The organism is Oleiphilus sp. HI0043 (genome assembly GCF_001634935.1).
Window position 1 is genome coordinate 1 of the sequence record NZ_LWEY01001975.1, and the last position, 517, is coordinate 517.

Annotated in this window: 1 protein-coding gene; it reads right to left on the minus strand. The window is 43.5% G+C overall.

Translation table 11 applies throughout. The annotated features are described in order from the left end of the window. The coding region (locus A3729_RS30375; RefSeq protein ID WP_156498252.1) for an SDR family oxidoreductase at positions 1–517 on the minus strand (517 nt) is incomplete at both ends.

The window sequence follows — 517 nt, forward strand, 5'->3', positions numbered from 1 at the left end:
CACTATCAGGCGTATGAACAAACATTTTTTCAAACTCTTTTAAGGTACTTTCCTTAGTTGCCCCAGTCACTTTCATTGAGCTTTTATCAACTCGCGCTGACTGAGCAATATTTGTTTTTATACCACCAGGATGAATACAAGTAGTGCTGACCTTTGAACCGGTAATTTCCAAGTCCTGACGAAGAGACTCGGTAAACCCTCGAACAGCGAACTTACTCGCGTTATAACCACTCATTAACGGCTGTGAAGTTAAGCCAAATATACTGGAAATATTTACCACATGACCTTCGCCCGATGCTTCAAGGTGAGGCAGAAAGGCTTTGGTGCCATAAACAACACCCCAGAAATTGATATTCATAATCCATTCGTAGTCTTCAATCGAGAGCGAATCCACCGTGCCTGACAAAGCCACTCCGGCATTATTGAAGATCAAATTTACTTTGCCATGGTCTTCGACCACCTTATCGGCCCAGGCATAGACAGCCTCTTTATCAGCTACATCGAGAGCATGGCTTGT